Origin of the sequence: Desertibaculum subflavum (assembly GCA_003576705.1) — a bacterium.
Lineage (GTDB): Bacteria > Pseudomonadota > Alphaproteobacteria > Ferrovibrionales > Ferrovibrionaceae > Desertibaculum > Desertibaculum subflavum.
The window spans coordinates 1-26656 of sequence record QOZS01000023.1; the positions used below are offsets into that span (position 1 = coordinate 1).

Sequence of the window (26656 nt, forward strand, 5' to 3'; positions counted from 1 at the left end):
TGGCGGCGCTCGCCGATGCCGTGCTGGCGCAGCGCGGCCGCACCGGACGCCGGCTCAGTCCCGCCTGGCGCCGCGCCGCGCTCGCCACCGCGACCGCCGAGGCGCTGCGCCGGCGCATCGAGGAAGGCGGCGCGGCGATCGACGAGCTGGCCGAGGCGCTGGCCGAAGGCGGCGTCACTGGCGACGCCGCGCTCGACCGGCTGGCGGACGAGTTCAGGAACAAGAGGTGAGTTCGATGACCGCTCTGCCCGCCCGCATCCGGCCCGGCATCGCCGCGCTCCGCGGCTCGCGCATCCGCGAGGTCGCCAATGCCGGCATGGGCCGGCCCGGCATCATCCCGATGTGGTTCGGCGAGAGCGATCTGCCGACCCCGGATTTCATCCGCGAGGCAGCGGCCGAGGCGCTCAGGCGGGGCGAGACCTTCTACACGCCGAATGCCGGCGTGCCGGCCTTGCGCGCCGCCATCGCCCGCTACATGACGCGGATCTATGGTCGCGCCGTCGACGAGAGCCGCATCACCGTCAGCGCCTCCGGCATGAACGCCATCATGATCGCGCTGCAGGCCCTGGTCGATGCCGGCGACAACGTGGTGCTGGTCGGGCCGATGTGGCCGAACGCCGCCGATTGCGTGCGCGTGCTGGGCGGCGAGGCGCGCTTCGCCGTGCTCGATTCCGGCAACCAGGGCTGGCGCCTCGACCTCGACCGGCTGGAGGCGCTGTGCGACGCGCGCACGCGCGCCATCTTCGTCAACTCCCCCGGCAACCCGACCGGCTGGATGATGGAAACGGCCGAGCAGCAGCGCCTGCTCGACTTCGCCCGCGCGCGCGGCCTCTGGATCGTCGCCGACGAGGTCTATGCCCGCATCGTCTACGACCGCGAGGTGGCGCCGTCCTTCATCGATGTGTCGGGTGCCGACGATCCGGTGATCGTGATCAACAGCTTCTCCAAGGCCTGGTGCATGACCGGCTGGCGGCTCGGCTGGTTCACCGCGCCGGCCGCGCTCGGCGAGACGCTCGAGAAGCTGACCGAGTTCAACATCGCCGGCCCCACCAGCTTCGCCCAATGGGGCGGGGTCGCCGCGCTGGAGCAGGGCGAGGATTTCATCGCCGCGCAGCGCGCGAGGCTGGCGCAATCGCGCGACATCGTGGTGGAGCGCCTCTCGACCTTCCGCCGCGTGCGCTTCGCACCGCCGGCCGCCGCCTTCTACGCCTTCTTCGCCGTCGACGGCCTGACCGACAGCGTCGAAGCCTGCAAGCGCATCCTGAACGAGACCGGCGTGGGCCTCGCGCCGGGCGCGGCCTTTGGCGACAGCGGCGAAGGCCATATCCGCCTGTGCTATGCGATCAGCCCGGAGCGCGTGGCGGAAGCGCTGGAGCGGCTGGCGCCGGTGCTCGATTAAACGTCATGGCCGGGCTTGACCCGGCCATCCACGCGTCGGCGACAGCACTGCGGAGAGCCGTGGATGCCCGGGACAAGCCCGGGCATGACGAACTGTATTCTTGGGAGTTCGCTAAGCCGCCCGCACCCGCGCCAGGAAGCGGTCGACTTCCCCCTTCAAGGTTTCCGCCTGCTGCGCCAGGCCGCCGGCGGCGGTGAGCACGCGGTCGGCGGCGGCGCCGGTCTCGGCGTTCACCTCGGCGACGCGCTGCACGTTCTCCGAGACCTCCTGCGTGCCGGCCGAAGCCTCCTGCACGTTGCGGGCGATCTCCTGGGTCGCGCTGCCCTGCTCCTCCACCGCGCTGGCGATCGAGGCGGCGATGCCGTCGACCTGGCCGATGGTCTGGCCGATGCGGCCGATGGCGTCGACCGAGCGCTTGACCAGTTCTTGGATGCCGCCGATCTGCTCGCCCACCTGCTCGGTCGCGCGCGCCGTCTGGTTGGCCAGGTTCTTCACCTCGGAGGCGACCACGGCGAAGCCGCGGCCCGCCTCGCCGGCGCGCGCCGCCTCGATGGTGGCGTTGAGCGCGAGCAGGTTGGTCTGGGCGGCGATCGCCTGGATCACGCCGACCACGTCGCCGATCTTCTGCGCCGCCTCGGCCAGGCCTTCGATATCGCGATTGGTCGTCTGTGCCTGGGCCACCGCCTCGTTGGAGGCGCGGGCCGAGTTCTGCACCTGGGCGCTGATCTCGCGGATCGAGGCGGCGAGCTGCTCCGCCGCGCTCGCCACCACCTGCACATTGGCGCTCGACTGCTCCGATGCCGCGACCACGACGGAGGTGCGGTCGGCCGCCACGCGCACGCCGCCGACCAGCGTATCGGCCAGCCTGCGCATCTCGCGCGCCGCATCGGCCACCGCCGTCACCACGCCGCCCACGGCTTCCTCGAAGCTGGCCGCCAGTCCGGTCATCTCCTTCGCCCGCGCCGCCTCGGCGGTGCGGCGTTGATGCTCTTCCGCCGCGCGCTTCTCGGCCTCGGCTTCCTGGCGGCGTCGCTCTTCTGCGGCCTTGGCCTCGGCCTCGCGACGCACCTGATCCTCCGCCGCGGCGCGCTCGGCCTCGCGGCGCTCGGCCTCGAGCCTGGCTTCGCGTTCGCGCGACGTTTCCGCCTCGGCGGCGAGGCGCTCGCCTTCGATGCCGTTCTGCTTGAACACCTCGACGGCGCGTGCCATCTCGCCGATCTGGTCGGCGCTCTCGACATCCGGCACGGCGGTCGACCAGTCGCGATCGGCGAGGCTCCGCATCGCCACGGTCAGCCGGCCGATGCGGCGGATCACCCCGCGGCCGACCAGGAACCAGGCGACGAAGCCGGCGACGCCGACCGCGCCCAGCATGGCGGCCATCAGCACCTGGCGGCCGATCGCGGCCGAGGCGGCGGAGCCTTCGACCGCGGCGGTGCCGGCTTGGCGCGCGGCCAGCGCGGCCGTATCGACCAGCTTGCCCAATTCCTGCGCGGCGGCGCGGGCACCGGCCAGCGCTTCGCCGGCGGTCTGCATGGCGCCGAGCTCGCGCTTGCGCAGGTCGAGGATGCCGCCCGTCTGGCTCAGCTTGACCAGGCCTTGGACGTTCTCCGGCAGGTCCTTGATCTTCTCCGCCTTCTCGATGGTCTCCAGCGCGCCGGTCAGGCGCGCGGCGGTCGCCACCAGGCGCTCGTTCAGAGGCACCAGGAATTCGCTCTTCGGCGTCTGCGCCGCCTCGACCAGCAGGCCGGCCATGCGATTGGCATCGGCCGACAGCGCCATCAGCGTGGTCAGAAGCACGAGTTCCTTCTCGGCCAGGCCGCCGATCTGCTTCGCCGCCGCCTGGATGTCCTTGGCATCGGCAACGCCGTTCATGCCGAGCGTCAGTTCGAAGGTCGCATCGTCCACCCGCGGGGTGACGATCTTCGACGTGGCCGCGTGCAGCGCCGCCACTTGTGCCACCAGCTGCTCGCGCTGCGCCGCCGCCTCGATCGCCTGGGCGGTCGCGTCGGCGAGCTCCTTCAGCTTGCCGTCCATCGTACCGATGGCGGCCTCGATCGCCTGCTTGGCATCGACCGAGATGCCGCCCAGCGTCGCCCGCATCGCCTCGATATGGAGGCGCAGGTTGGCCACCTCGGCCTCGTGGTCGGCCTTGGTCTGCGCGCCTGCCAGCGCCGGGGCCGAGGCCGCCAGGGTGGCGGCCTGCTGGCCCAGCGCCAGCGTCCCGGCCACGGTCGGCAGCTCGCGGCTGCCGATCGCCTGAATGCCGGATTCCAGGGTCGCGAGCGAGGTCCAGCCGACCACGCCGGCGATCAGGGTGGTGGCGGCGACGGCGCCGACTCCGAGTTGGAGCCGGCCGCCGACACCGAGCCGCAAGCGCGGGAGACCCGACATGTGAAGCGCCTCAGCCGCCGACGGCGGTGAGCTGCTTCACGGCCTTGAACGTGCCGTCCTTCTGGATGATCGTCAGGAAGACATCGTCCGAGCCCTGGTTGTCATTGGCGCCATAGGTCAGCTTGACGCCGCCCAGGTCGAAGCTGCCGTTGGTCAGCTTCTGCATCAGGCCCGCGCGGGTCGGCTCGCCGTCGATGCCCTCGAGGGCGGCGATGACCAGACGGCCGACCAGATAGCCTTCCAGCGACACGAAGCCCGGCTTCGCATCGGCCTTGTGGGCCTTCAGCGCGGCCTGATAGCGGCCGACCACCGGCACCGAGGCATCCTGCGGGAACGGCACCACCTGGGTGATGACCACGCCCTCGCCCTTGTCGCCGAGATCGCTCGCCAGCGCGTCGGAGCCGACGAAGGAGACGTTCAGGAACACCGCGTCGAACTTCAACTGGCGGGCCAGGCGGATGAATTCCGCGCAGGGCTTGTAGGCGCCGACCATGACGACCGCCTGCGGCTTCGCCTTGCTGATGGTCAGCAGCGCCTGCTTCACCGCCGTGGTGTTGCGCTCATAGGTGCCCTCGGCGACCAGCGGCATCTTGCGCTTCTCCAGCGCCTTCTTGACGCCGTCGAGGCCGGCGCGGCCATAGGCATCGTCCTGATAGAAGATCGCGATCTTCTCGACCTTCAGGTCCTTGGTCAGCCGCTCGACCATCGCCTCGGTCTCCTGGAAGTAGGAGGCGCGGACGTTGACGACATGCGGCTTGTAGGGGCTGCGCAGCAGCTCGGCGCCGGTGAACGGGCCGATGAAGGGCACGCTCGCCTCGCCGGCGATCGGATGCGTGGCGGCCGAGGTCGGCGTGCCGACCGGCCCGATCAGCGCGAACACATTGGCGGCGATCAGCTCCTTCACCGCGGCGATCGACTGGTTCGGCTCATAACCGTCATTCTTGGTGACCAGCTCCAGCTTGCGGCCCTTCACGCCGCCCTTGGCGTTCACTTCGGCGAAGGCGGCCTGCAGGCCTTCGCGCATGCCGAGGCCGAGCGCGGAAGCGGGGCCTTCGAACACGGCGGCCTGTCCGAACACGATCTTGTCGGCGGCGACGCCGGGATCGGCGGCATGGGCGGGGGTGAGCATCGCAAACGCGGCGAAGGCCGCGGCGGCAAACGGAATGGTGGGGCGAATGGGATGCATGGGAAGAGGCTCCTGCTCCTTGTCGGGTCTCCGTTTTTCGTCCATCCGGCTTAAAAAAATGTGTCGAAATGTATGAATAGAATCACCGCGGCATCACGATTCTCAAATATCGAATGGAGTTGTTGTTCTCGCGATGCGAGTGTCGACGAAGATTATCACTTGATAGACGAATATTGCCGAGGGCGAGCTGGCCTGAGGTCCTGCAACCGTCGCGTATTTGTCGATCCCCTAAGAGGGACATATCTTCCGGAGTTGAGAAAATATTTGCGTATTAAGAGAATTCATTGTATGATACGGCATTTCAGCGATGGATGCCGGCCATGCCCCAGACCGAACCGCCCAAGCGCTCGCTCTACGAGTGGTCGTTCCGCATTCGCCGGCGCCACATCCTGCGCACCATCCGTAACCCGAGCCTGTCGCCGGCGGCGAAGCAGATCCTGGTCGCGCTGGCCCTGCGCGACGACGATCCCTACGTGCTGCCGGAGCGGCCGCCGGTCGCAGCACTCGCCCGCCATCTGGCGCTGGCCGAGCGCACGGTGCGGCAGGCGATCGCCGAGCTGGCGGTGGAGAACTGCCTCACCTTCCGCGTGACCGGCGCGGGCCGGCCGCTCCGGGCGGCAGAGGAAGTCTGGGACACGGAGGAACGGCCCGATATCGCGTGCGAACACGCTTTCATCCGCGCCGCTTCCGCGCTGCCGAGCCGGGCCGAGCATCTGGAGATGATGGGCCGCCTGCGCGACCGGGCGGTGGCGGCGAAGCGCATCGCCACGGCGGTGTCGGCCGAGCGCGCCCTGGGCCGGGCGCTCGGCATCGGCGCGCAGCGGCGCCGCGGAACAAATGCGCCGCTGCCGGTGCCCGCACTTGAGGAAACTGAGGTATCGCTCGCGCCGCCGCACGGCGAGCTTGCCGAGGTCGACGCCATCAACATCGACCGGGCGCTCTCGCCGGCGGCGCGCCATGCCGCGATCGAGCTGCTGCTCGACCCCGTGGACGATCCGGCGGACCGCCCCGACGACATCGACTTCTACTGGAGCGTCCGGCTCGCCGGCCGGCTTCGGATCACCGTGCGCGCCGCCCGCAAGGCGCTGGCCGAGCTCGCCGATCTCAACCTGATCGCGCAGGCGCGGATCAGGACCCATGGGCCGGATCGTGTCATGCCGGGCAGCGAGATCTGCATCTATCCCGGCCGCATCGCGGAACGCATGCGCCGCGGAACGGATGCGCCGCCGCTGCTCGCCCTGGAGCCGGACGATCCCGTCGAGGCGCATGTCCGTCGGCTGGAAGCCTTGCGCAACCTCGCCTGCGATGCCGGCCTCGCGCCGACGGCCATCACCGCCCAGCACGCCATCGGCCGCGCGCTCGACTTCGCCGAAGAGCGGGCGGCAGAGGAAGAGGCTGCGGCAGAGCAGGATTCAGCGCCGATCGCCGCGCCCGCACCGCCGCGCATCGACGTCCTCGGCTTCGTCCGCCACCTGCTCGACACCGATCCCACGATGGGCCCGGTGATCGCCAACGTCATGGCCGAGATCCGCAACCTCCCGCCGCCGGAGCACGCCTTGGCCCAGGCCGCCGAGTGAAAGCCCTCCCCCGCGCCGCGCAGCGGTGTGGGGGAGGGAAGGGTGGGGGTTTTTGTGTTTTGCACATCCGTGGCGCAGCGGTGAGGAAAAACACAAAAGCCCCCACCCCCGCCTCCCCCGGCTTCGCCGAGGGAGGAGCATTCTCCGCGTGCCTCCGAGTTCTCTGTGTCCCCTGCGGTGAACTTCTTTCCTTCGCGTCCTTGGCGGTGAAAAAATGTCCCGGAGCGACAGCAAGCCCGCGGTCAAATCTCGCGCACGGCTTCCAGATAGCGGCCGATATCCGCCTCCAGCGCGCTGAGGCGCTTGGCGATGATGGCCGCCGCCTCCTGCATGGCGCAGGTCGAGCGGGTCAGCGCCGCCGTCGCCTCGCCGAGCGGCTGCAGCGCCCGCCCTGCCGCGGCGGCATGGGTGGTCGCCTCGTCCAGGTGGTGGCCGAGCTCGACCATGGCGACGCCCTCCTGCTCGACCGCGGTCGCGATGCCGTCGGCGGTCAGCGCCACCTGCCCGACCGCGTCCCCGATGCCGCGGATCGCCTCGACCGAGCGCGCCACGCGTTCCTGGATGCTGGCGATCTGGCGGGTCACCTGGTCGGTGGCGCGGGCGGTCTGGTCGGCGAGCGCTTTCACCTCGCCGGCGACCACCTGGAAGCCCTTGCCGGCGATGCCGGCGCGGCTCGCCTCGATGCTGGCATTGAGCGCCAGCAGATGGGTCTGCTGGGCGATCGCCTGGATCACGCCGACGATGTCGCCGATGCGCTGCGCCGCTTCCGACAGCGCCTGCACCTCCACATCGGTGGTGCGCGCTCGGCCCAGCGCCTCCGCCGCCGTCTTGGCCGAGCCGCGCGCCCGCTCGACGATGCCGCGGATGGCGCGGCCCAGCGCATCGGCGCGCTGGCCGGCGGCCTCCAGGCTCTGCTCGGTCTCGCTGGTCGACTGGATCGCGGTCGCATGCGTGCCGGCGGCGGCCGCGCCCGCCTTGGCGACCGCATCGGCGAGGCCGGTAAGGCGGTCGAGCGCGCCGCTCGCCGCACGCCGCGCATCGAAGGCGGAGCGCTCGAAGGCGAGCGACATCTGCGCCACGCGGCCGCGCCGCTCCGCCGCGCTCTCGGCCTCCTGGCGCTGCTCCTTCCCATGCCGTTCGGCAGCTTCGCGCAGCGCCGCTTCCAGCGCCCGGATGCGCTGGTCCGCGTCGTGGCGCGTCGATTCGGCAATGTGCCTGATCTCCTCCGCCAGCTGCCGGTCGCGCGCCTGCGCCTGGGCATGCGCCTCGATGGCTTCCTGCAGCTTCTGCTCCGCCACGTCGCCGCGGCCGCGCTGGTCGATCACCGCGCGCTTCAGCCCCTTCAGCGCGCCGGCGAGGCCGCCGGCTTCGTCGCGCCGGCGGTCGTCCGGCAGGTCGGTCCAGAGGTCGCCCTTGGCGAGATTGCGGGCCGCCTCGGTGATCCGCCCGATCGGCAGCGCGATGCCGAGCATCAGCCAGAGCAGCGCCAGCACGAAGCCGGTGACCAGCACGATGGTGCTCGCCACCAGAAGGTCGGTCTCCGCCTGGGCCGAGGTGGTGCGCACCGATTGCAGCGCCCGGTCGATCGGCAGGGCGGCGGCGGCGCCGTCCGGCTTGCCGCGCAGGTCGGCCACCGCGCGCTCGACCCGGGCCAGCTCGCTCCGCGTCTCCTGCAGGGCGTCGACCGCCTTCCACACGGCAAAGCCGCCCGCCGCCGCCAGCACGAGCAGCGCGACCAGCAGCTTGGCGCGGATGGAAAGGTTGCCGAGCATCAGTGGGTGGGCTTGCGGATCAAGGGCTTATGGGTCTTTAGGCAGGCTCAGGGCTCAAGTTTACCTTTGTGCCTCGCGGCATCTTACCGTTCGGTTGCCGGCCCCGGGATTCCGCGTCCCGGCCCCCGGCTTTTGCTCGGCCCAGGCTTTTGCTGGTCGTGGGTGACCGCTATGGTGCATCTACACCAAACCGGAACCGCCCGCAGGAAATCAGGAGGGAACCCCCGTATGCGCGAGGCCGTCATCGTTTCCACCGCCCGCACGCCGATCGGCAAGGCCTATCGCGGCGCCTTCAACAACACCCATGGCGCGACCTTGGCCGCCCATTCGGTCAAGCACGCCGTGAGCCGTGCCAAGATCGAGCCGGGCGAGGTCGAGGACATGATCCTGGGCTGCGCCGCGCAGCAGGGCCCGACGGGCAACAACGTCGCCCGCCAGGCCGCGATCCGGGCCGGTTTCCCGGTCACCGTCGGCGGCACCACGATCGACCGCCAATGCTCCTCCGGCATGCAGGCGATCGCCATCGCCGCCCAGCGCATCATCATCGACCAGGTCCCGGTCATGGTGGCCGGCGGCGTGGAATCGATCAGCCTCGCCCAGACCGAGCGCGCCTTCCGCATGGCCGATGACTGGATCCTGAAGAACAAGCCCGACCTCTACATGCCGATGCTGCAGACCGCCGAGACGGTGGCCAAGCGCTACAATATCGGCCGCGAGGCGCAGGACGATTACGGCTTCCAGAGCTTCCAGCGCTATGCCGCCGCGCGGCAGGCCGGCAAGTTCAAGGACGAGATCGTCCCGATGACGGCGACCAAGAAGATCGAGAACAAGGAGACCGGCAAGTCGCTGCTCGAGGAGGTGACGCTCGAACACGACGAGGGCCCGCGCCTCGACACCACGCGCGACGGCCTCCGCAATGTCCGCACCGTGGTCGAGGGCGGCACCATCACCGCCGGCAATGCGAGCCAGCTGTCCGACGGCTCGTCGGCCTGCGTCGTCATGGAGGCGAAGCTCGCCGAGAAGAAGGGCCTGCAGCCGCTCGGCTATTTCCGCGGCCTCTCGGTCGCCGGCTGCGAGCCGGACGAGATGGGCATCGGCCCGGTCTTCGCGGTGCCGCGCCTGCTCGAGCGCTTCAAGCTGAAAATGGACGATATCGGCCTGTGGGAGCTGAACGAGGCCTTCGCGGTGCAGGTGCTCTATTGCCGCGACAAGCTCGGCATCCCGAACGAGAAGCTGAACGTGAACGGCGGCGCCATTCTCGTCGGCCATCCCTACGGCATGTCGGGCGCCCGCATGGTCGGCCACGCGCTGATCGAGGGCAAGCGGCGCGGCGTGAAGTACGTCGTCTGCACCATGTGCATCGGCGGCGGCATGGGCGCCGCCGGCCTGTTCGAGGTGGCCTGACGCCTGAGCAGCCTGAGGGAACGGGCAGGAGCGCCGGCCGCGAGGCCGGCGTTCCGCTTTCAGGAGGAGACACGCATGAGCCGCGTATTGCTGATCACCGGCGGGGCGAGCGGCATCGGCGCCGAGGTGGCGAGGCTCGCCGCCGCGCAGGGCTATGCCGTCGCGGTCAACTACCGCAGCAAGCGGGACAAGGCGGAAGCGCTGGTCGCCGGGCTGGGCGGCAAGGCAATCGCCGTCCCGGGCGACGTCGCCGATCCGTCCGAGGTCGAGGCGATGTTCGCCGCGACCGAGAAGGCGCTCGGCCCGCTCACCCATCTCGTCAACAGCGCCGGGCTCTATGTGACGCAGGCCCGGGTCGAGGATTTCGACGCCGGCGATCTCGCGCGGCTGTTCCAGGTCAACGTGATCGGCACCATGCTCTGCTGCCGCGAGGCGGTGCGCCGCATGTCGACGGCGCGCGGCGGCAAGGGCGGCGCCATCGTCAACGTCTCGTCGATGGCGGCGACCACCGGCGGCCGCGCCGGCAGCTCGGCCTATGCCGCGACCAAGGGCGCCATCGACGTGTTCACCCAGGGGCTGGCGCGCGAGGTGGCGGCGGAGGGCATCCGCGCCAATGTGGTGCGGCCCGGATTCACGCTCACCGACATGACGGCGGCGACGGCGGCAGATCCCAGACGCGTGGCGGCGATCGCGGCCACCATCCCGATCGGCCGGATCGGCACCGCGCTCGAAAGCGCCTGGCCGATCATGTGGCTCTTGTCGGACGAGCAGGCCTCCTTCGTCTCCGGCACGGCGATCAACGCTTCCGGTGGCGGTTTCGTGATCGGCGCGCCGGCCGGCCGCTAGCGCAGGAACGGCCGCCGCTCGCCGTATATGGGAGTGACGGTCCGATTGCCGTCCCCCACAGTCGAAGGACCCAGACCCATGTCTTCCCGTCGTCCCCTCTACGCTGCCGCCCTGGCCGGTGCCGTGCTGGTTTCCGGCGCGATCGGCTTCGCCGTCGCGCAGCCTGCCTCGCCTGCGCCGCCCCCGGCCATGGGCCAAGGTATGCAGGGCCAGGGCATGCAGGGCCCGCACGGCCACGGCCATCACCAGCGGGCCGCCTTTCAGCCCGGCCGCCATATCGAAGGCCGGATCGCCTTCCTGAAGACCGAACTGAAGATCACCGAGGCGCAGACCCCGGCCTTCAACGCCTTCGCCGACGTCCTGCGCGCCCAGGCCAAGGCGATGGGCGAGCGTCATCAGCAGATGGGCGGCGACCGCGACAAGCCGGCCAATGCGGTCGAGCGCCTGGAGCGCCGCACCGAGATGATGAAGCAGGGCGCCGAGGCGAGCCAGAAGCTGCTCGACGCGGCGAAGCCGCTCTACGCCCAGCTGAGCGACGAGCAGAAGGCGGCCGCCGACGAGCTGCTGTCGCGCGGTGGCGGCAAGCACCGCATGATGATGCGGCACTAGACCGCACCTCACTTCCGAGCCAGCCGGGCGCCCCAACGGGCGCCCGGTTTTCTTTTGTGCACGGGTTCCGGAAATGCGAAAGGGCCGACCCGTTAGGGCCGGCCCTCGCGACCGCGGGAGCGGGGTGGGGGGGCTACGCGACGCGACCCCGCGGCCGTTTTCGCGAGGAGAGTTATCGCAAACCGCGCGTGGCCGCCGCCTTGCGGCGACATGAAATCCGTTTCATCCGCGCGGGCGCCGGCCGGCCACCTCGTTCATCAGCTCGATCTGGATCTGCTGGATTTCCAGCAGCCGCTCCCATTGGTGCTGCAGCAGGTGGTCGAGCTTCTCGTGCAGCAGGCGGATTTCGAGCTCGGCCTTCAGGTTCACCAGATAGTCGTTGCGGGCGTGCCGCCGATCCCGCGCTTCCTGCCGGTTCTGGCTCATCATGATGATCGGCGCCTGGATGGCGGCGAGGCAGGACAGCACCAGGTTGAGCAGGATGTAGGGATACGGATCGAAGGCGCCGCGCGCGAGCGCCCAGCTGTTCAGTCCCATCCAGGCGATCATGACGACGGTGAACAGGATGAGGAAGCGCCAGCTGCCGCCGAATGCCGCCACCCGGTCGGCCAGCCATTCGCCGGTCGAACGGTCCTGCTCGATCTCGCGGTCGACATCGCTCGCCAGGGTCTCCTGCCGGGCGATCCGCTCGATGACCGACCGCTCCAGGCTCGCCGTCTCGCCGAGCTCGGCCTCCAGCAGCGTCTCCACATAGCGCTGGCGGAAGAGGTTGAGGTCGGCCGTGCAGATGTAGCCCTCGGCCGACCAGCCCGGCACCGCTTCGGCGATCTTCGCCGCGAGCGTCGGCCGGATCAGGCTGGCCGCCACCAGCTCGCTTCGCCGCTTGGCCCGGCCGCAGATCTGACAGACGAGATGGTTGGCGGGACGCGCGGCGTCGGGCATGGGAAGGCCTCCGGGCAGGTGCGCCCGGAGACTAGCGCGGCGGCGGCTATTTCGACTCCAGCACCATCTGGGTCTGGATGGTCATCGACAGCAGCCGGCCATCCGGCCCGATCAGCCGGGTCTCCCAGACGCTGGTGCGGCGGCCACGATGCAGCGGGATCGCGGTGGCGCGGATGGTCCCCTCGCGGCAGCCGGCGAAGAAATTAGTCTTCGATTCGAGCGTCGTGGTGCCGGCGCCGGGCGGCAGGTTCAGCACCGCGCCGGTGGCGCCGACCGTATCGGCGAAGGCCATCAAGGTGCCGCCATGCACCGTGCCGCCCACCGTGGTCAGCGCCGGCTTCAGGTCGAGCTCGGCGACGACGCGGTCCAATGACGCCTCGACCACGCGAAGCCCCAGTGTTTCGCCCAAGGTGCCCTTCCACCGCCTGGTGATCTCCGCCGGATCGAACGCCGCCATGGATGCTTCCTCCATCTGGACCGTGGCGGCAGCTTTCCGTGCCGCCGCGGGTTCCGCAATGACCTTTCAGGTAATCGGCGGGCAAGGGGTTACCATCTCGCGCCGGCCGGTGTATGCGGGCTTTGGCTGGGGCGTGGGATACAAGGAGGCAGCATGCGGGTCGGCATCCTCACCAGCGGCGGCGACTGCGCCGGTCTGAACGCCATCATCCGCGCCGCCGTGCTGCGCGCGGGCTCGCTCGGCTGGACCGTCGTCGGCATCCGCCAAGGCACGCTCGGCCTGTTGCGCGATCCGCCGGATGCCGAGGAACTCGGCCCTGGCGTCACGGCGAGCGACATGCTGCTGAAGGGCGGCACCGTCCTCGGCACCACCAACCACGGCGATCCCTTCGCCTTCCCGATGCCGGACGGCTCGAAGCGCAACCGGTCGGCCGAGGTCGCGGCCGGCGTCCGCAAGCTCGGCCTGGGCGCCGTGATCGGCATCGGCGGCGACGGCAGCTTCGCCATCCTGCGCCGCCTGGCGCAGGAAGGCGGCTTCAACCTGGTCGGCATCCCGAAGACCATCGACAACGATGTCGGCCTGACCGAGACGGCGATCGGCTATGCGACGGCGGTCGCCACCGCGGCCGAGGCGCTGGACCGCCTGCAGCCGACCGCGGCGAGCCATAGCCGCGTGATGGTGCTGGAAGTCATGGGCCGCGATGCCGGCCATATCGCCATCGCGGCCGGTATCGCCGGCGGCGCCGATGTCGTGCTGATACCGGAGATTCCCTGGACCGTGGCGAGCGTCGCCCAGAAGGTCGAGGCCCTGCGCCAGGCCGGGCGCAACTTCGCGCTGGTGGTGGTCGCCGAAGCGGTGCCGACGGAGCAGGGCGCCCCGGTGATGGTCGAGCATCTCGGCGGGCAGAAGCGGCTCGGCGGCGTCGGCCATTATGTCGGGACGCGGCTCGCCGAGGCGACCGGCGCGGAGGTGCGCGTGACCGTGCTCGGCCATGTGCAGCGCGGCGGCACGCCGATCGCGGCCGACCGCCTGCTCGGCTCGGTCTTCGGCGTGCACGCCGTCGACCTGGTGGCGGAGGGCAAGTTCGACCGCATGGTCGCCTGGTGGAACCGCGAGGTGATCGACGTGCCGTTCGATCTGGTGCTGGACCGCCCGAAGCTGGTCGACCCGCAAGGGCCGATGGTCAGGACCGCGCGAGGCCTCGGCATCTGCCTCGGTGACTGAAGCGGCTCAGTCGATCCAGGTGACGATGTTGCGCTCGAGCCGGGTGCGCGCGGTCTCGCGGATGGCCCGGCCGCGGGCCGAGATGCCGGCCTCGTGCACGGTGTTCGGATCGCCGGAGACCAGCGGGTGCCACCAAGCGAGCCCCTTGCCCTCGGCGACCAGGCGATAGGCGCAGGTGGAAGGCAGCCAGTCGACCGTGCGCACGCGCTTGGGCGTCAGGCGCACGCAATCCGGCACGTAGTCGTGGCGGTTCTCATAGTCGCTGCACCGGCAGCTCTTCAGGTCGAGCATCTTGCAGGCGACGCGGGTGAAGGCGACTTCGCCGGTATCGACGAAGTCGATCTTGTGCAGGCAGCATTTGCCGCAGCCGTCGCACAGGCTCTCCCATTCCGCGCGCGTCATCTGTTCCAGCGTCTTGCGGCGCCAGAACGGCTCGTCTTCCACCGTGGTGATGGGAGCGGTGGGATCTATCTCTCGTTCGCCCGGATGAACGCGGCGACGCGCGGGCTGATTTCCTTGCGCCATTTCGAGCCGTTGAACACGCCGTAGTGGCCGACACCGGCCTGAAGGTAGTGCAAACGGCGGCTGCGGGGAATGCGCTTGCAAAGGTCCTGCGCGGCGAGGGTCTGGCCGAAGCCGGAAATGTCGTCGAACTCGCCTTCGATCGTCATCAGGGCGGTGCGCTCGATCGCCGAAGGGTCGATCTTGCGCCCGCGGCTCTCCCACTTGCCGTCGGGCAGCAGGTGGCGCTGGAACACGATGTCGACGGTCTGCAGGTAGTACTCGGCCGGCAGGTCCATCACGGCGAGATACTCGTCGTAGAACGCCCGGTGCGCCGCGGCGGATTCGCCGTCGCCCTGGATCAGGTGATGGAACTGCCGGACATGGGCGTCGACATGGCGGTCGAAGTTCATCGACATGAAGCCGGTCAGCTGCAGGAAGCCCGGATAGACCCGCCGCATGAAGCCCGCGTGGTTGAACGGCACATGGTGGATCACCGTGTTCTCGAACCAGGCGAGCGGGTGCGAGGTGGCGAGCTTGTTCGGCGTGGTCGGGCTGAGCCGTGTATCGACCGGCCCGCCCATCAGGATCATCGAGGGCGGCGTGGCGGGATGCTTCTCCGCGGCCATCAAGGCGACGGCGGCGAGCACCGGCACCGACGGCTGGCAGACCGCCATCACATGCGTGCCCGGCCCGAGCGTGGCGAGGAAGTGGATGACAAGGTCGATGTAGTCGTCGAGGTCGAACCCGCCTTCGGCGAGCGGCACGTCGCGGGCATTCTTCCAGTCGGTGATGAAGACGTCGTGCTCGGCGAGCATGGTCGTCACCGTGCCGCGCAGCAGGGTGGCGAAGTGGCCCGACATCGGCGCCACGATCAGCACGCGGGAATTGGGCGCGGCGGGCGCCGGCTCGCGCTTGAAGTGCAGCAGGTCGCAGAACGGATGCCGCTCCACCACTTCCTCGGTGACGGCGAGAGGCGATCCGTCGGAATCGGCGGCATCGATATTGAAGTCGGGACGGGGCCGATGCCGCGTCGAGTGCTCGAACAGGTCGCAGGCGGCGGCGAGGGCCCATCCGGCGGGCAAGTACGAGAGAGGGTTCAGCGGATGATGCAGCGACCGGTGGCTGGCCTCCGCGGCGAACCGGATCGGCGTCAGGGCGGCCCGGTGCAGCTCGTGCAGTTGGTACAGCATGATGGCCTGGTTCGACCTCCACGACGTGGCAGCGCAGGCTTTAACGCTTCAACGCTGCGCCGCGATCCCTTAGCGAAAGGCTTCGCTTTGGGTACGTCTTACGAGCTAGGTCGGATTGGTGGCGGCCGGCGGGCGGAACCTTGGCCGTTTGTGGCGCGTTATCACGTCGTCGGCATCGAGACGGGCCGACGCGCCACGCGCCGGCAGGTCAGGCGGCGCGTACCTTGGCGATGAACCGGTCGACTTCGCCGGCCAGGGTCTTTGCCTGCTCGGACAGCGACTCGGCGGCCGAGCGCATCTGCTGCGCCGTGCTGCCGGTCTGTGCGGCCGCCTGGGTGACGCTCCCCATGTTCTGCGACACTTCCTGCGTGCCGCTGGCCGCTTCCTGAACGTTGCGGCTGATCTCCTTGGTAGCCGAGGTCTGCTCCTCGACGGCAGAGGCGATCGAAGTGGCGATCTGGTTCACCTCCTCGATCGTCCTGGCGATGCCCTGGATGGCCGCGACGGAATCGCGCGTCGCGCCCTGCACGCCCTGGATCTGACGCGCGATCTCTTCGGTCGCCTTGGCGGTCTGATTGGCCAGCATCTTCACTTCCGAGGCGACCACGGCGAAGCCCTTGCCGGCCTCGCCGGCGCGGGCCGCTTCGATGGTCGCGTTCAGCGCGAGCAGATTGGTCTGGCTGGCGATGTTGTTGATCAGGTCGACCACCTCGTCGATCTTGCGCGCTGCCTGCGCCAATCCGTCGACCGTGGTGCCGGTCTCGCGGGCGCGCTGCGTCGCCGATTGGGCGATCTCCGCCGATTGCGTGACCTGACGCGCGATCTCGTTGATCGAGGCGCTCAGCTCCTCCGCCGCCGAGGCGACGGTCTGCACGTTGGTCGAGGCCTGTTCGGAAGCCGAAGCCGCCGCCGAGGCCTGGCGGTTGGCTTCCTCGGCCGTGCCGGCCATCGCCGAGGCGCTGGACAGCACCTGGGCGCTGGCCGATCCGACGGTCTGCACGACCTGCTTGACGGATGCCTCGAAGGCATCGGCGAGGCTGTTCATGTCGGCCTTGCGCTTGGCCTCCGCCTCGCGCCGCACCCGCTCCTGCTCGGCGGCGCGCTCGGCCTCGGCCTTGCGCATCGCCTCCTCGGTCTCCCGCAGGCGGCGCTCCAGGGTCGCCTGCGCCTCGGCCGTCTGTGCCTCCTGACGGCGGCGGGAATCCTCGCGCTCCGCTTCCTGCTGCTGGCGCGAGGCCTCGGCATCCGCCTGCAGCCGCTCGTTCTCGATGCCGGCCTGCTTGAATACCTCGACCGCAGCGGCCATCTGGCCGACCTCGTCCTTGCGGTCGCGCGCCGGCACCTCGGTCTCCCATTCCTTGTTGGCGAGCCGGCCCATCGCCGCCGTCATCGCCACGATCGGACGCGCCAGGCCGGTCGCGATGAAGATCGCCGCCAGCGCGCCGAGAACGATGCCCGCGACCGTGATGGCGATGCCGGTGGTGCGGCTCGTTGCGACAGTGCCCTTCACCGCCGCCGCGATGCCGTCCATCTGGGCATCCTGCGCCTGCTTGAGGGCTTCCGCCGTCTTGTCGAGCTCGGCCGCCGCCGTCGCCATGGAGCCCTTGTAGAGGCCGTCCATCTCCTGCGCCGCGTCGACCGCTTTCTTGATGGCGAACTCGTAGGTCTCGGCGAGCTCGATCGCCTCCTCCAGAGTCTTGGTCGCCTCCTCGGAGAGCAGCTGGCTGCTCGCATCCGAGCTCAGCCGGGTGAAATCGTCGATCTGGTCCTGGAACGCCCGCAGGTGCTTGTTGTCGCCACTCGCCAGAAAGCGCATGGCGTCGAGGCGCGAGGTCAGCAGCGCCACTTCGGCGGCGCCGACGGTGGTGGCGCCCTGATGCTCTTCGCTCTGGGTCGCCTTCTCGCGCGTCTCGGCCAGCTTCTTCTGCAGCGATTCCCCGGTCGGCTCCACCTCGCCGGTCCAGGTCGTCTCGCGGGCAGTGCGAAGCGCCACCACCTGCTCGAGATCGGCGGCATACTGGCCGACCAGCGCCTGCATGCGCTTGACCATCTCAACCATCTCCGCCGCGCTGGCCCGCTCCGCCGCGGCTTGCAGATCGGTCCCGATGGCACCCAGCAGGTCGCGTGCACCCTTCAACACGGCTTCCTGGCCGCTGCCCATGAAATCCAGCACATAGCGGTTCAGCTGCACGACGTTGCGCTCGACCCGCTGCACCCGGGCGGTGTTGTCGACCACGCGCTCGTACTGGCCGACCGAGCGGTTGACGCTGCCGAAACCGGTGACGGCGACGACGCCGGCCACGGCCAGCAGCGCCAGCACGGCGGCAAAGCCGGTCACGATGCGGGCGCGGATGGGAAGATCGTTGAAACGCGAAAGCACGGTTTCCTGCCCCGCTGTTGCGGTTGGTGTCGAGCGGCGGGTATGTCGCCGGCGCGGCCCGGCGGGCCAGTCAAGCCGAGTGTGCCGATGATTGGTTGTGCAATTTCTAACGGCCGCTGATCGGCTCATATTCGGCCGTGGTCGGCAATGGTTTGATTTTATTGCGACTCTCTACTGCCCGGCCGGCCGGTAACGAAACTCAACATCGGCTAAAGCAGGGCGCGCAGCTTGTCGGCGATCTTCTCCGGCGCGGCATTGGGGCCGAGATGGGCGGCATAGCGCCCCTGCCTGTCCAGGATGTAGACGAAGCCGGAATGGTCGACGGTATAGGCCCCGTCGGGCTTCGGCTTGCCCTTCTGGTAGTAGACCCGGTAGGCCCGTGCGGCGGCCGCGACCTGCTCCGGCGTGCCGGTCAGACCGATGATGCCGCCACCGAGATTGCTCACGAAATCCGCCATCACCTTCTGCGTGTCCCGCTCCGGATCGATGGTGATGAAGACCGCGCGGACCTGCTTCGCCTTGGGGCCGAGCAGGTCGAGGGCGCCGACGATGTTGATCAGCTCGGTCGGGCAGACATCCGGGCAGTAGGTGTAGCCGAAATAGACGACCGCCGGTTGCCCGAGCAGGTCCTTCTCCGTCCGGGTGGCGCCGGCCTGGTCGATCAGCGTGAACGGGCCGCCGATGGGCACCTGCGACTGCTCGGCCCGGAGGACGAGGTCCTGGTACAGACGGACGCCGACATAGCCGAGCACGGCGAGGGCGGCGGCCATGACGAGGATGAGGCCACGTTCGAGCCCTTTGCGCATAGCGGCGAATCCTCACACATAACGTTCGACGGCGAACAACATGACGCCGACCAGCATGGCGGGCCAGGCAACTTTCGGCGATTGGACCAATTGCAGCAGGCGCCGCTCCGGCTGATGGCCAATTCCGTAGGTGAAGGCACCGAGCAGACCGATCAAGGCAAGGGCGAGCCCGCTGCGCGCGATCCAGCCCGCCGCTTGCGACGTCCAGTCGGGGTTGAACAGGACGACGACCCCCACCAGGGCCGCCAGGGCAAGCGAAACCAGGCGAAGGGCCGTCATTCCTCCGCCCGGAACCGGCGCGAGCCCCGTGCCATCAGTCCGAGCGCCGCACGTTCGGGCACCAGCTTGGCGAGCCGCGCAATGCCGCGATTGACCCCGCCGGTGACATGCATGACGTCGCCGCGCTCCACGGCGGCATAACCCTGCCGCGCCACTTCCTCGGCGGTCATCCACATGAATTCCGGCAGCTGCGACATCCGGGCTCGCGTGCCGGTCACGTCGTGGAACTCGGAATAGGTGAAGCCCGGGCACAGCGCCGTGACGTGGACGCCTTGGCCCATCGCTTCGAGTGCCAGCGATTGCGAGAACTTGATGATGAAGGATTTCGCGGCGCCGTAGAGCGTGTGGCCGGCGGAGCCGGGCACCAGGCCCGCCAGCGAGGCGACGTTCAGGATGCGGCCGAAACGCCGCTCCATCATGCCGGGCAAGGCGAGATGGCTGAGATGGCAGACCGAGGTGACCAGAACCTGCAGGAACGCCGCCTGATCGGCCCACTGCGTCCGCCGATAATGGCCGGGTACGCCGTAGCCCGCATTGTTGACCAGCGCGTCCACCATGAGGCGGCGCCGGCCGAGCTCCGCGAACAGGGCATCAGGCGCCGCCGGGTCGGCGAGATCGGCGGCGATCGCGTGCGTGGTGATGCGATGGCGCCCGGTGAGCTCGGCGCCGAGGGTATCCAGGCGGTCGAGCCGGCGTGCGGTCAGCACGAGATCGTAGCCGTGGGCTGCGTATTCCCGTGCCAGGGCGGCACCGATGCCGGCGGAGGCGCCGGTGATCAGCGCGAGGCGGCGCTCGGCGGTCTGCATCGGTGCATTCCAGTACGCGGCGTGGCCGCCTGCAAGGGGCCCTGGGCCTAGGAATTGTCGCGGAACTGGCCGAGGCGGGCGGCATCGAGAATGACGATCCGGCCCTGGCGCAATGCGAGGATGCCCTCCTGGCTCCAGGCCGCGAGCTGCTTGTTGATCGCTTCCCGGCTGACGCCCAGCATGTTCGCGAGCTCGCTCTGCGACAGCTTGAGGCCGACCTCGGTCCCCGCCGCGGTGCGACGGCCATGGCCCACGGCCAGTGCTTCCAGCCGGCGGGCGAGGCGCGCCCGCAGGTCGCTGAAGGCGAACTCGGCCAGCATGGTGGTGTTGCCGCGCAGCCGTTCGCACAGAAGCTCGATGACGTGTCGGGCGAGGCCGCTGTCGCGGGTGAGGAAGTCGAGGAACTGATCGCGCCGGATCAGCAGCAGCACCGAATCCTCCGATGCCGTGGCGCTGGCGGTGCGCGGCAGGCCATCCAGCAGGGCGATCTCGCCGAAGGCGTCGCCCGGCTCCATCAGGCCGAGGATCAGCTCCTTGCCGCCCTCGCTGCTGATCCAGATGCGGATCAGGCCGGCGACCACCGCGTAGAGCGCGTCGCCGTCGTCGCCGCGGGAGAACAGCAGCTCGCCGCGGTCGAGCCGGCGGGTCGTGCTGAGGCTGGTCAGCCGGTCGAGCATTTCGTCCGGCAGGTCGCTGAAGAGAAAGCTGGACCTGAGGAGCCGCTTGCGCTCGACCGGTCCGATCTGTGTCGCTTCCGTCATCCTGACATCGCTTGCCATGGGCGTCCTCAATGGCCGCGGCAGGCGGAGATCCCCACCCCCTGTGACATGGTTCATAACGCAGATCGCAGCCTTTCCCTAGGCATTGATCGTGCGAGGAGGGCCAGGGAGTCCATTTCATGCCGGTGCGTCGCGGAATCGAGGCATTGCCGCAGGCCCCCTCCGCCACCTTGCCTTCCGCGGCTGCGGCGGCGCGCTCGCTGCGGCCGCACTTGGTGACGACGTTGTCGACGCTTACAAGACACACCGAAAATCTGCGAGGATCGACCCATGTCGAAGACCCTTCCCGTGCATGCCCGCCGACAGGCATTGAAGGCAAGCGCACTGGCGCTCGCCGGGGCCGTCATGCTGGCCGTGTCCGCGCTGCCGGCCGCCGCCCAGTCGATGCGAACCTGCGCCGTGTCCCGCCTGGTCGGCGAAGGCGTTGTCATCCGGGAGGGCATCTACTCCCGCGCGGAGATCAAACAGCGATTGCGGCCGAACGACCGGATCGGTACCGGCGCGGGGGCGAAGATCGAGATCACCTGCAGCGACGGGATCATTGTCGTCGTGGGCGAGAGCTCGATGCTCGACCTTGGGCGCCTGTCGGAACAAGGGACATCGGATGCCGTGCTGGAACTGCTGGAGGGCATTGTGCGCTTCATCCTGCCGGAGCGGCGTCCGGCCGGCCGCTTCGAAGTGACCACCCCGACCGCCGTCGCTTCGGTGCGGTCGACCGAATGGCTGGCGCAGGTGACGCCGCGCGGCACCGCCGTTCTGGTGATGCGCGGCAGTGTCGCCGTGCAGGGCAAGGCCGGCGGTTCCGCGACGGTGCTGGCGCCGGGCGAGGGCGTCGACGTGGCACCGGGCGCCGTGGCGCCGCCCGCGGTTCGCTGGGGCCAGGCCCGCATCGACCGCGCGATCGCAGCCGTGACCTTCTGAGCCGGTCACTCGGATGCCCGCAGCCGGCTTCGTGGCGATCCGCAGCGCGGCGCAGTTGCGCAAGCGGTGGATCGCTGCGGCCGTGCTGTTTGCGCTGCTGGTGGGCTGGTGGCACCCGGCCGGCGAAGGCGGGCCGCTGAGCGCCTTCGAGCGCGCCAGCATCGATTGGCGCTTTGCCATCCGCGGTGCCCGCCCGATGCCGACCGACATCGCGGTTCTGGCGATCGACGACGCGACGCTCGCGCGCCTCGGCCGTTTCCCGCTGCCGCGCTGGATCCTGGGCGCCGTGGTGGAAAACCTGGACCGGGCGCATGTCAGCGCCATCGGCATCGACCTGCTGCTGATCGAGGCCGAACAGCCCACCGACGGCAACGTGCTGTCGCCCGGCGACATCCTCCTGCGGAATGCCCTGGCCGGCAGCCACCGGGATGTTCTCGGCATGGCCGTCGTGTTCGGTCCCGGATCGCCACCGCCGGGCAAGCTGGCCGCGCTGCGGGACGCCGGGCTGCCGGTGCTCGAACATGTCGAAGGCCGCGAGCGGCCGACCGCGGCGGTCCGCGACATTTTTCTGCCCCTGACGGCGCTGCGGGAGGCGAGCGAGGTCGGCCATGTCAATGTCGTGGCCGGCGCCGACGGCGTGTTGCGCGAGCTCCCGGTCGTGCTGCCGCTCGGCGACCTCCAGCTGCCGGCGCTGCCGCTGGCGCTGGCGATAAAGAAGCTGGAACTGGGCCGCGGCGAAGTGATCCTGCGCAGCGGACGCGAGCTCAGGCTCGGCGACAGGCGGGTGCCGATCGGCCCCAACAACGCCATCGAGCTCAATCACTACGGGCCGCGCGGCACCGTCACGACCTATTCCGTATTCGATATCCTGGACGGCAAGATCGGCCGCCAGCAGCTCGCCGGGCAGGTGGTGCTGATCGGCGCCACCGCGCTCGGCGTCGGCGACACGTTCACCACGCCGTTCAGCCGCGACGTGCCGGGCGTCGAGGTATTGGCCAGCGCGCTCGCCAATATCGTCCACGACGAGGTGCTGGTGAAGGACTGGCGGGTACGGCTGGTGGATGCTCTGGTGCTGCTTGCCGTCGCGGTCCTGACATTCTTTGCCGCCAATGCCCGGCTGCTGCCGCTGAGCGTCGCGCTGGTATCGGCGATCGTTCTCGCCTGTGCCGGCGGCGCCATCTGGGCGTTTCTCCAGACGAGATGGGTGGTCGGCGGCGTGGAACCGGTGCTCTGCGCGGCCCTGATCGCCGCCAGCGTCACCGGCGCCCGCTTCCGGGCCCAGCGCATCGAGAGCCGTCGGCTGGCCGGCGAGCGGGCCAACCTGGTCGAGTACCAGTCGCCGATGATCGCCGAGGCCCTGGCGAGCGGCGGCGCGCTGGCGATGGAGGGCCGGTCGCAGCTCGCCGCGATCCTGTTCGTCGACGTGGTGGGTTTCACCCTGCGCAGCGAGCGCCTGGGCCCGGCGGGGACGGTGGACTTCCTGCGTACCTTGCACCGGCGGCTCGAGCGCGCGGCGCTGGACCATAACGGCCTGATCGAGCAGTTCATGGGCGACGGCGCCATGCTGATCTTCGGCCTGCCGGAGCCGACGAGGAGCGATGCGGCCTCGGCCGTCGCCTGCGCGCGGGATTTAATGGACTCGGTCGCCGCCTGGAACGCGGAGCTGGAGAAGGAAGGCGAGCCGCCGGTCCGGCTGCGCATCGGCGTGCATTACGGCCCGGTCGTGGTGGCACGCCTCGGCGGCACGCAGCAGCGGCACATGTCGGTGGCGGGCGAGACGGTCAACCTGGCGAGCCGGCTCGAGCAGCTGGCCCGCGCGATGATGACGCCGATCCTGGTATCGGGCGCGGTGGTCGATGCGACCCGCGAGGCGGGCCGCGAAGACCTGATCGAGGGCTTCGTGCCGGCGACGCCGCAGCACATACGCGGCCGTTCGACCCCGCTGCCGGTCTGGGCGTTCCGGATGCCGGTCTGATCAGGCGCGCCTGGCGGCGTCGACGGCATCGAAGTGCCGCCTGATCAGCCAGAAATCGAACAGCGTGCCGAAGGCGGCCATGCCGAGGCCGAAGATGTAGATGCCGGCATCGTCGGCGAAGGCGGCGAGCAGGATGCCGACCAGGGCGAGCACGGTGACCAGGGCGGCGAAGAGATAGTCGGTGATCATGGCTTGGTCCTCCGAATGGGCTTGTCGTCGTCGAACAGGATGCGGCTGCCGGCGCCGTCGAGATCGTCGAACTGGCCGCTGCGCGCCGCCCAGAGGCAGAGCGCGAGGCCGCCGAGCCCGAGCAGAAGGGCGATCGGGATCAGGAGAAGCAGTGCGTTCATGCCGGCCTCCGTCGATCGAGCCGCAAGGCGTTGCCGACCACCACCATCGACGACGACGACATGGCGAGCGCGGCGATCAGCGGCGTGACGCCGCCGGCGACCGCGAGCGGCACCGCGACGGCGTTGTAGGCGAGCGCGAACAGCAGGTTCTGCCGGGCAATGCGGTGCGCGGCGCGGGCGGTATCGAGCAGCGACACCACGGCGCCGAGGCGCTCGCCCTGGAACACCGCGTCGGCGGCGCCGCTGGTGGCATCGGAAGCGAGCGCCGGTGCCAGCGAAGCATGTGCGGCAGCCAGCGCCGGCGCATCGTTCAGCCCGTCGCCGATCATCAGCACCCGGGCGCCGTGCTGGGCCAGGGCGGCGATGCGAGCGGCCTTGCCGGCCGGCGTCAGCCCGGCGGCCCAATCCTCGATGCCGAGCTCGGCGGCGACATGCCGGACCGTCGCCGGCCGGTCGCCGGAGAGCAGCGCCAGCCGATATCCCGAAGCCTGCAGCCGCCGTACCGTTTCGACGGCGTCCGACCGCAGGGGATCCTCGAAGCGGAATCGCACCGGCGGATGGTCGGGCCGCGCCAGCCACAGCTCCGGACCGACGGCATCGGCCCGGTCGTCGATGCCGCAGAACGCGCGCGAGCCGAGGCGGACGGCGCCGGCCTCCAGGCCAAGGCCCGGATGCTCCGTCACGTCGGTGCGGGGATTCACGGTCGACGCCGCCTCGACCACCGCACGGCTCAAGGGATGCCGTGACACGGCGGCGATCGCCGCGGCGGCCGCGAGATCGGCGTCGGCGATGCCGTCGCGGATCAGAGTCGGGCGGCCGCGCGTCAAGGTGCCGGTCTTGTCGAACACGATGGTGTCGATCTCGGCGAGACGTTCCAGCGCGGTCGGCGATTTCAGCAGCGTGCCCGCCCGCGCCAGCCGGCTCGCCGCCACCAGGCCCGAGGCCGGGACAGCCAGCGCGAGCGCGCAGGGACAGGTGATGATCAGCACGGCGGCGGCGACCAGCATGGCGTCGCGCCAATCGGCGCCGGCCAGCGCGATCCAACCGATGAAGCTCGCCGCGGCGATCGCATGCACGGTCGGCGCATAGCGCCGCGCCACGCGGTCGGCCAGCATGCGATAGGCGGCGCGGCCGCCTTCCGCCTCGGCGACCAGGCGGGCGATTTCGGCGACCAGCGTGCGCTCGCCCTTGGCGGTCACCTCGACCGCGATCGGCGGACCGAGGTTGACCGTGCCGGCATGCAGCAGGGCGCCGCGCCGGACGGTGCGGGGCATCGCCTCGCCGGTGAGGAGCGAGGTATCGATCAGCGTCGCCTCGCTGACCAGCACGCCGTCTGCCGGCAAGCGATCGCCGCTGGCGACCTGCATGCGGTCGCCGGTCGACAGGGCCGCCGGCGTCACCGTCTCCAGGCGCCCGTCGGCGCGGATCACCTGGGCCGGCACCCGCGACAAGGCGAGGAAATGCGCCACGCCGGACCGCGCGCGTCCGCGCACGCGCCGGTCGAGATAGCGGCCGACAAGCAGGAAGAACACCAGCATGGTGGCCGATTCGAAATAGGCATGCGCGCCGCCCAGCGCCGTCTCGTGGAGGCTGACCAGGGCCGTCAGGGTGATGCCGATGGTGATCGGCACGTCCATGTTGGCGTGGCCGGCGCGGATCGCCGACCAGGCCGACCGCGCGAAGGGGCGGCCGGCATAGAGCAGCGCCGGCAGCGCGATGGCCGCGGAGATCCAGTGCAGGAGATCGCGCGTCGCCGCGCCCATCTCGCCGGCGGCGCCGGCCCAGACCGCGACCGACAGCAGCATCACATTGGCGGCGGCGAAGCCCGCCACCAGCATGGCGCGCAGCAGCCCGGCCGTCTCGTCGCCGATGGCGCGCGCATCGTCGGCGGCGATCGGCGCGACGCGGTAGCCGAGCGCGGCGATACGGCGGGCCAGACGGTCGGCGACCTCGCGCCGGCCGGTCCAGGCGAGCGACAGCCGGCCGGTGGTCGCGTTCAGACGCGCCCGGATTACTTCCGGCTCGCGCCCCAGGACGGATTCGACGAGCCAGACGCAGGCGGCGCAATGCAGGCCGTGCACCGCGAGCTCGATGCGGTACTGGTTGTCGCCGCAGGCTTCGGCATAGGCGGCCGGCTCGATCACATCGACCTTGTCGGGGCGCGGCGGCGGCCGCGAGGGATCGAGCGTGCGGCGCAGGTAATAGGAATCCAGGTCAAGCTCGCGGACGATGGCATAAGCCGCTTCGCAGCCCCCACAGCAGAACCGGGCGCCCGCGGGGGCGGTGGCGCCGCAATGGGCGCAGCATGCCTGGGTCGCGGCGACGGATGGCGGCAGTTGCAGGGCGACGGCGGCGGTCATGGCACGACGAAGCGGAAGCGCAGCTGGTGGCGCCGGGTGCCGGCAGCGGCGGTGACGGCCGCTTCGCGCTGGCCCGGATGCGCGAACTCGACTTTGGCGCGGTACCAGCCCTCGCCCTGGTAGTGCAGCGGCACGTCGACCGCCGATTCGGGGCGCAACGGGCTTTCGATCGACGCGACGACCTGCAGATCGCCGAGCGCCCGGCCCGTCTTGTCGAGATAGCGCACGGCGATTTCGCGGTTCGCCGCGCGGTAGGCCGTGGTGGTCGACCAGCCGAGCGCGGCCTGCGCCTCTTCCTGGCGCAAGGTCGCCTCGTAGGCGAGACCCTTGAGATAGGGTTTCTCCACCACCAGGCCGGAAAAGGTGCGCGTCGCGAAGGCGATCAGCACGCCGTTGACGGCGATCACGACAACGAAGGCAGCGACGAAGGCCCAGGGCACCCAGAAGAGGGGAGGGCGCCGGCCCTTGGCTGCCGGTGCGACGGCGCCGGGACGCATGG

25 protein-coding genes are annotated in these 26656 nt (G+C 70.1%); 9 read left to right on the top strand and 16 right to left on the bottom strand.

Annotated features, from left to right (window positions below; all coding sequences use genetic code 11):
- On the top strand, positions 1 to 230 hold a 230-nt coding region (locus DT074_RS13665), incomplete at its 5' end, for a hypothetical protein (protein ID WP_162914887.1).
- A 5-nt stretch (positions 231 to 235) separates the two neighbouring features.
- Positions 236 to 1399, top strand: a complete 1164-nt coding sequence (locus DT074_RS13670) for a pyridoxal phosphate-dependent aminotransferase (RefSeq protein WP_119420416.1) — start codon at positions 236 to 238, stop codon at positions 1397 to 1399.
- Positions 1400 to 1510: 111 nt separating this feature from the next.
- On the opposite strand, the gene DT074_RS13675 is transcribed toward DT074_RS13670, so the two are convergent.
- Together DT074_RS13675 and DT074_RS13680 are read right to left on the bottom strand one after the other, a co-directional pair.
- Positions 1511 to 3790, bottom strand: a complete 2280-nt coding sequence (locus DT074_RS13675) for a methyl-accepting chemotaxis protein (RefSeq protein WP_119420417.1) — start codon at positions 3788 to 3790, stop codon at positions 1511 to 1513.
- Positions 3791 to 3800: 10 nt separating this feature from the next.
- Positions 3801 to 4976: an ABC transporter substrate-binding protein gene (locus DT074_RS13680; protein ID WP_119420418.1), complete on the bottom strand. Its 1176-nt coding sequence runs from the start codon at positions 4974 to 4976 to the stop codon at positions 3801 to 3803.
- Positions 4977 to 5296: 320 nt separating this feature from the next.
- Between DT074_RS13680 and DT074_RS13685 the strand changes: the two genes are divergently transcribed.
- Entirely contained in the window at positions 5297 to 6553 is a 1257-nt protein-coding gene (locus DT074_RS13685; protein WP_162914888.1) for a hypothetical protein, read from the top strand.
- A gap of 242 nt (positions 6554 to 6795) precedes the next feature.
- On the opposite strand, the gene DT074_RS13690 is transcribed toward DT074_RS13685, so the two are convergent.
- Positions 6796 to 8325, bottom strand: coding sequence for a methyl-accepting chemotaxis protein (locus tag DT074_RS13690; RefSeq protein ID WP_119420420.1), 1530 nt, complete (start codon positions 8323 to 8325; stop codon positions 6796 to 6798).
- Between the two features lie 228 nt (positions 8326 to 8553).
- Here DT074_RS13690 and DT074_RS13695 point away from each other — a divergent pair, with 228 nt between their 5' ends.
- From DT074_RS13695 to DT074_RS13705, 3 genes are all read left to right on the top strand, one after another.
- A complete protein-coding gene (locus tag DT074_RS13695; RefSeq protein WP_119420421.1) occupies positions 8554 to 9729 on the top strand; it encodes an acetyl-CoA C-acyltransferase in 1176 nt (391 codons plus the stop codon).
- Between the two features lie 75 nt (positions 9730 to 9804).
- Complete coding sequence (locus DT074_RS13700; protein WP_119420422.1) at positions 9805 to 10575, top strand: SDR family oxidoreductase; 771 nt, start codon at positions 9805 to 9807, stop codon at positions 10573 to 10575.
- A gap of 78 nt (positions 10576 to 10653) precedes the next feature.
- Positions 10654 to 11184, top strand: coding sequence for a Spy/CpxP family protein refolding chaperone (locus tag DT074_RS13705; RefSeq protein ID WP_162914889.1), 531 nt, complete (start codon positions 10654 to 10656; stop codon positions 11182 to 11184).
- A gap of 222 nt (positions 11185 to 11406) precedes the next feature.
- Here DT074_RS13705 and DT074_RS13710 read toward each other — a convergent pair whose 3' ends face one another.
- Together DT074_RS13710 and DT074_RS13715 are read right to left on the bottom strand one after the other, a co-directional pair.
- Complete coding sequence (locus DT074_RS13710) at positions 11407 to 12126, bottom strand: DUF1003 domain-containing protein (RefSeq protein WP_119420424.1); 720 nt, start codon at positions 12124 to 12126, stop codon at positions 11407 to 11409.
- Between the two features lie 46 nt (positions 12127 to 12172).
- The gene (locus tag DT074_RS13715) at positions 12173 to 12583 is read right to left on the bottom strand and encodes a PaaI family thioesterase (protein ID WP_119420487.1); all 411 of its coding nucleotides are present in this window, start codon (positions 12581 to 12583) and stop codon (positions 12173 to 12175) included.
- Positions 12584 to 12736: 153 nt separating this feature from the next.
- On the opposite strand from DT074_RS13715, the gene DT074_RS13720 reads away from it, so the two are divergent.
- Positions 12737 to 13807, top strand: coding sequence for an ATP-dependent 6-phosphofructokinase (locus DT074_RS13720; RefSeq protein WP_119420425.1), 1071 nt, complete (start codon positions 12737 to 12739; stop codon positions 13805 to 13807).
- 6 nt (positions 13808 to 13813) lie between these two features.
- Here the strand turns inward: DT074_RS13720 and DT074_RS13725 are convergent, their stop codons facing one another.
- From DT074_RS13725 to DT074_RS13755, 7 genes are all read right to left on the bottom strand, one after another.
- Complete coding sequence (locus tag DT074_RS13725) at positions 13814 to 14251, bottom strand: YcgN family cysteine cluster protein (RefSeq protein ID WP_368744661.1); 438 nt, start codon at positions 14249 to 14251, stop codon at positions 13814 to 13816.
- A 23-nt stretch (positions 14252 to 14274) separates the two neighbouring features.
- Positions 14275 to 15501, bottom strand: coding sequence for a polyhydroxyalkanoate depolymerase (locus DT074_RS13730; RefSeq protein WP_119420427.1), 1227 nt, complete (start codon positions 15499 to 15501; stop codon positions 14275 to 14277).
- A gap of 208 nt (positions 15502 to 15709) precedes the next feature.
- Complete coding sequence (locus tag DT074_RS28525; protein WP_368744662.1) at positions 15710 to 17881, bottom strand: methyl-accepting chemotaxis protein; 2172 nt, start codon at positions 17879 to 17881, stop codon at positions 15710 to 15712.
- A gap of 209 nt (positions 17882 to 18090) precedes the next feature.
- On the bottom strand, positions 18091 to 18687 hold the full coding sequence (locus DT074_RS13740) for an SCO family protein (protein ID WP_119420428.1): 597 nt from the start codon (positions 18685 to 18687) through the stop codon (positions 18091 to 18093).
- A gap of 12 nt (positions 18688 to 18699) precedes the next feature.
- The gene (locus DT074_RS13745) at positions 18700 to 18966 is read right to left on the bottom strand and encodes a cyd operon YbgE family protein (RefSeq protein WP_119420429.1); all 267 of its coding nucleotides are present in this window, start codon (positions 18964 to 18966) and stop codon (positions 18700 to 18702) included.
- The gene (locus tag DT074_RS13750; protein ID WP_119420430.1) at positions 18963 to 19772 is read right to left on the bottom strand and encodes an SDR family NAD(P)-dependent oxidoreductase; all 810 of its coding nucleotides are present in this window, start codon (positions 19770 to 19772) and stop codon (positions 18963 to 18965) included. The genes DT074_RS13745 and DT074_RS13750 overlap by 4 nt, the downstream gene beginning before the upstream one ends.
- Before the next feature lie 47 nt (positions 19773 to 19819).
- Positions 19820 to 20533, bottom strand: a complete 714-nt coding sequence (locus DT074_RS13755; RefSeq protein ID WP_162914890.1) for a Crp/Fnr family transcriptional regulator — start codon at positions 20531 to 20533, stop codon at positions 19820 to 19822.
- A 288-nt stretch (positions 20534 to 20821) separates the two neighbouring features.
- Between DT074_RS13755 and DT074_RS13760 the strand changes: the two genes are divergently transcribed.
- Entirely contained in the window at positions 20822 to 21472 is a 651-nt protein-coding gene (locus DT074_RS13760) for a FecR family protein (RefSeq protein WP_119420432.1), read from the top strand.
- 13 nt (positions 21473 to 21485) lie between these two features.
- Positions 21486 to 23447, top strand: a complete 1962-nt coding sequence (locus tag DT074_RS13765) for a CHASE2 domain-containing protein (protein ID WP_119420433.1) — start codon at positions 21486 to 21488, stop codon at positions 23445 to 23447.
- On the opposite strand, the gene DT074_RS13770 is transcribed toward DT074_RS13765, so the two are convergent.
- Genes DT074_RS13770 through DT074_RS13785 form a run of 4 tightly spaced genes read right to left on the bottom strand, consistent with a single transcriptional unit; the run spans position 23448 to position 26654 of the window.
- The gene (locus DT074_RS13770; protein WP_119420434.1) at positions 23448 to 23636 is read right to left on the bottom strand and encodes a hypothetical protein; all 189 of its coding nucleotides are present in this window, start codon (positions 23634 to 23636) and stop codon (positions 23448 to 23450) included.
- On the bottom strand, positions 23633 to 23797 hold the full coding sequence (gene ccoS / locus DT074_RS13775; RefSeq protein ID WP_119420435.1) for a cbb3-type cytochrome oxidase assembly protein CcoS: 165 nt from the start codon (positions 23795 to 23797) through the stop codon (positions 23633 to 23635). Before ccoS ends, DT074_RS13770 begins: the two co-directional genes overlap by 4 nt.
- On the bottom strand, positions 23794 to 26157 hold the full coding sequence (locus tag DT074_RS13780; RefSeq protein WP_119420436.1) for a heavy metal translocating P-type ATPase: 2364 nt from the start codon (positions 26155 to 26157) through the stop codon (positions 23794 to 23796). Before DT074_RS13780 ends, ccoS begins: the two co-directional genes overlap by 4 nt.
- A complete protein-coding gene (locus DT074_RS13785; protein ID WP_162914891.1) occupies positions 26154 to 26654 on the bottom strand; it encodes a FixH family protein in 501 nt (166 codons plus the stop codon). The genes DT074_RS13780 and DT074_RS13785 overlap by 4 nt, the downstream gene beginning before the upstream one ends.
- Between the last annotated feature and the right edge of the window lie 2 nt (positions 26655 to 26656).

Excerpts from the sequence above, each read along its gene's own strand:
- DT074_RS13670 (WP_119420416.1), top strand. The coding sequence starts at position 236 with ATGACCGCTCTGCCCGCCCGCATCCGGCCCGGCATCGCCGCGCTCCGC.
- DT074_RS13675 (WP_119420417.1), bottom strand. The coding sequence starts at position 3,790 with ATGTCGGGTCTCCCGCGCTTGCGGCTCGGTGTCGGCGGCCGGCTCCAA.
- DT074_RS13680 (WP_119420418.1), bottom strand. The coding sequence starts at position 4,976 with ATGCATCCCATTCGCCCCACCATTCCGTTTGCCGCCGCGGCCTTCGCC.
- DT074_RS13685 (WP_162914888.1), top strand. The coding sequence starts at position 5,297 with ATGCCCCAGACCGAACCGCCCAAGCGCTCGCTCTACGAGTGGTCGTTC.
- DT074_RS13690 (WP_119420420.1), bottom strand. The coding sequence starts at position 8,325 with ATGCTCGGCAACCTTTCCATCCGCGCCAAGCTGCTGGTCGCGCTGCTC.
- DT074_RS13695 (WP_119420421.1), top strand. The coding sequence starts at position 8,554 with ATGCGCGAGGCCGTCATCGTTTCCACCGCCCGCACGCCGATCGGCAAG.
- DT074_RS13700 (WP_119420422.1), top strand. The coding sequence starts at position 9,805 with ATGAGCCGCGTATTGCTGATCACCGGCGGGGCGAGCGGCATCGGCGCC.
- DT074_RS13705 (WP_162914889.1), top strand. The coding sequence starts at position 10,654 with ATGTCTTCCCGTCGTCCCCTCTACGCTGCCGCCCTGGCCGGTGCCGTG.
- DT074_RS13710 (WP_119420424.1), bottom strand. The coding sequence starts at position 12,126 with ATGCCCGACGCCGCGCGTCCCGCCAACCATCTCGTCTGTCAGATCTGC.
- DT074_RS13715 (WP_119420487.1), bottom strand. The coding sequence starts at position 12,583 with ATGGCGGCGTTCGATCCGGCGGAGATCACCAGGCGGTGGAAGGGCACC.
- DT074_RS13720 (WP_119420425.1), top strand. The coding sequence starts at position 12,737 with ATGCGGGTCGGCATCCTCACCAGCGGCGGCGACTGCGCCGGTCTGAAC.
- DT074_RS13730 (WP_119420427.1), bottom strand. The coding sequence starts at position 15,501 with ATGCTGTACCAACTGCACGAGCTGCACCGGGCCGCCCTGACGCCGATC.
- DT074_RS13740 (WP_119420428.1), bottom strand. The coding sequence starts at position 18,687 with ATGCGCAAAGGGCTCGAACGTGGCCTCATCCTCGTCATGGCCGCCGCC.
- DT074_RS13745 (WP_119420429.1), bottom strand. The coding sequence starts at position 18,966 with ATGACGGCCCTTCGCCTGGTTTCGCTTGCCCTGGCGGCCCTGGTGGGG.
- DT074_RS13750 (WP_119420430.1), bottom strand. The coding sequence starts at position 19,772 with ATGCAGACCGCCGAGCGCCGCCTCGCGCTGATCACCGGCGCCTCCGCC.
- DT074_RS13755 (WP_162914890.1), bottom strand. The coding sequence starts at position 20,533 with ATGACGGAAGCGACACAGATCGGACCGGTCGAGCGCAAGCGGCTCCTC.
- DT074_RS13760 (WP_119420432.1), top strand. The coding sequence starts at position 20,822 with ATGTCGAAGACCCTTCCCGTGCATGCCCGCCGACAGGCATTGAAGGCA.
- DT074_RS13765 (WP_119420433.1), top strand. The coding sequence starts at position 21,486 with ATGCCCGCAGCCGGCTTCGTGGCGATCCGCAGCGCGGCGCAGTTGCGC.
- DT074_RS13770 (WP_119420434.1), bottom strand. The coding sequence starts at position 23,636 with ATGATCACCGACTATCTCTTCGCCGCCCTGGTCACCGTGCTCGCCCTG.
- ccoS (WP_119420435.1), bottom strand. The coding sequence starts at position 23,797 with ATGAACGCACTGCTTCTCCTGATCCCGATCGCCCTTCTGCTCGGGCTC.
- DT074_RS13780 (WP_119420436.1), bottom strand. The coding sequence starts at position 26,157 with ATGACCGCCGCCGTCGCCCTGCAACTGCCGCCATCCGTCGCCGCGACC.
- DT074_RS13785 (WP_162914891.1), bottom strand. The coding sequence starts at position 26,654 with ATGCGTCCCGGCGCCGTCGCACCGGCAGCCAAGGGCCGGCGCCCTCCC.